This is a genomic window from Actinoplanes sp. NPDC048791, from assembly GCF_040650095.1.
In the GTDB taxonomy this organism is placed as follows: Bacteria; Actinomycetota; Actinomycetes; order Mycobacteriales; family Micromonosporaceae; genus Actinoplanes.
Genome location: NZ_JBEZGQ010001542.1, coordinates 1 through 1,433, shown reverse-complemented (window position 1 = coordinate 1,433; position 1,433 = coordinate 1). Strand labels below are relative to the sequence as shown.

Sequence of the window (1,433 nt, the reverse complement as noted above, 5' to 3'; positions counted from 1 at the left end):
CGGCACCCGGCCGGAGCTCATCGCGGCCATGTGCGGCGGCAACGCCCCGGCCGTCCGGGAGGTGCTGGACGGGATCCTCGCCGAGTTGCAGAGCTACGGCCGGGAGCTGGTCGCGCCGGATCCGATCGCGGCCCTCACCGAACGGCTGCGGGTGCCGAGCGAACTGCGCCGGGCCTGGCCTTCGGCGCCCGGCGAGCCGGCCGAGCTGACAGCCGAGCCGGGCGCGCTGCTCGCGCTGGGCCGGGCCGGGGGCTGGGTGACCGCGGTACGCGATGACAAGGTCTCGACATTGCGGCCAGGAAGTGACCGCAATAGTTCCTAGGCTGAGGCGGTAAGCCGGACAACAGGACAGGAGACAGGTCATGCCTGGTCAGGTCGGTGCCATCGCCAACGAGCAGGAGGGCCTGCTCGCGTACCTCGCCCAGATGCGGTACGTCGTCAGGCTGACCGCGTACGGCCTCAGCCCCGAGCAGTTGCGCGCCACGCCCACGGCCAGCCCGCTCACCGTCGGCGGCCTGATCAAGCACTGCGCGTCCACCGAGGAGGGCTGGATCGACGTCGTCCGCCGCGAACCCCGCGAGCTGGACTACACCGCGTACGAGGAGAACTTCGCGCTCAGCGACGGCGAGACGATCGACGAGGTCTTCGCCCGGTACGACCGGATCGCCGCCCGCACGGAGAAGACCGTGGCGGAGATCGGCGACCTCGACCGGGCCGTGCCGGTCGACCACTCCGTGCCGTGGAACCCCCCGGACCTGGACAACTGGTCGGTGCGCTGGGTGCTGCTGCACCTCATCCAGGAGACGGCCCGGCACGCGGGGCACGCCGACATCATCCGGGAGTCCGTGGACGGCGGGACCGCGTACCCGATCATGGCCGCCGCCGAGGGCTGGCCGGAGTCGCCCTGGATGAAGCCCTGGCAGCCCGCTTCCTAGGGCCGCTCGCCGCGGTCGAGGCGGATCACCCGGCGGTCCGTCACGATCGCGGTCACCAGGTCGTACGGGGTCACGTCGAAGGCCGGGTTGACCGCGGCCGCATAGTCGGTGACCTCGGCCGCGCCCCGGTCTTCGATCTCCACCGCGGCACCGTCCGGGGTGTCCAGGTCCACAGTCGACTCCGGAGCGACCACGACGAACGGCAGGCCGGCCCGCCGGGCGCCGAGCGCGTGCGCGTAGCTACCGACCTTGTTGATCACGTCGCCGTTCGCGCAGATCCGGTCCGCGCCCAGGATCACCGCGTCGGCCTCGCCGCGGGCCAGCAGGAACGGCCCGGCCGAGTCCACCGCGACGCGGAAGTCGATGCCGGCCTCCCGCAGCTCCCACGCGGTCAGCCGGGCCCCCTGCAACAGCGGCCGGGTCTCGCTGACGATGACCCCGGCCAGCGCGCCCCGGCGATGCAGCTCGGTCACGACCCCCAGGGCGGAGCCGCCGGTC

General features: G+C 72.9%; 1 protein-coding gene and 2 pseudogenes. 2 read left to right on the top strand and 1 reads right to left on the bottom strand.

The genetic code is table 11. The features are described 5' to 3' along the window. Both AB0C29_RS48295 and AB0C29_RS48290 read left to right on the top strand, forming a co-directional pair. Window positions 1-322 (top strand): annotated as a pseudogene (locus AB0C29_RS48295) (prephenate dehydrogenase/arogenate dehydrogenase family protein); the annotation flags it as partial. Window positions 323-362: 40 nt separating this feature from the next. Further along, window positions 363-935, top strand: a complete 573-nt coding sequence (locus AB0C29_RS48290; RefSeq protein ID WP_360835083.1) for a DinB family protein — start codon at window positions 363-365, stop codon at window positions 933-935. On the opposite strand, the pseudogene AB0C29_RS48285 reads toward AB0C29_RS48290, so the two are convergent. Then, a pseudogene (locus AB0C29_RS48285) lies at window positions 932-1,433 on the bottom strand (S-methyl-5-thioribose-1-phosphate isomerase); the annotation flags it as partial. The gene AB0C29_RS48290 and the pseudogene AB0C29_RS48285 sit on opposite strands and share 4 nt — an antisense overlap.